Source organism: Bacillus cereus group sp. N21, from assembly GCF_016483395.1.
In the GTDB taxonomy this organism is placed as follows: Bacteria; Bacillota; Bacilli; order Bacillales; family Bacillaceae_G; genus Bacillus_A; species Bacillus_A pseudomycoides.
Window position 1 is genome coordinate 1 of sequence record NZ_JAEHBX010000253.1, and the last position, 405, is coordinate 405.

A 405-nucleotide genomic window follows, 5' to 3' on the forward strand; every position below is an offset into this window, starting at 1 on the left:
CGGTTACATCTAGCGAATCCAATCTTGAATATTCCGGAGAATCTGGTGCGATTAACGAGGCGTTATCTGATATTATGGGAACAGCTATTGAGAAATATATAAACAATGGGAAATTCAACTGGACAATGGGAGAACAAACTGGATCAGTTTTCCGTGATATGGCAAATCCATCTTCAGTTCCTTCTTCAACTGGAGTACCGTATCCAGATGATTATAGTGAATTTAACGATTTTAATGGATGGGATAATGGAGGTGTTCATTTCAACTCAAGTATTATTAATAAAGTTGCGTATTTAATTGCAAAAGGTGGCACTCATAACGGTGTAACTGTAAAAGGTATTGGCGAGGATAAAATGTTTGATATTTTCCATTATGCAAACACTGATGAATTAAACATGACTTCTG

At 36.0% G+C, this 405-nt stretch carries 1 protein-coding gene; it reads left to right on the plus strand.

What is annotated here, in order from left to right; translation table 11 throughout:
- Positions 1 to 405, plus strand: a 405-nt coding sequence (locus tag JDS96_RS30730; RefSeq protein ID WP_199669123.1) for a peptidase M4 family protein, incomplete at both ends; no start/stop codon positions are given.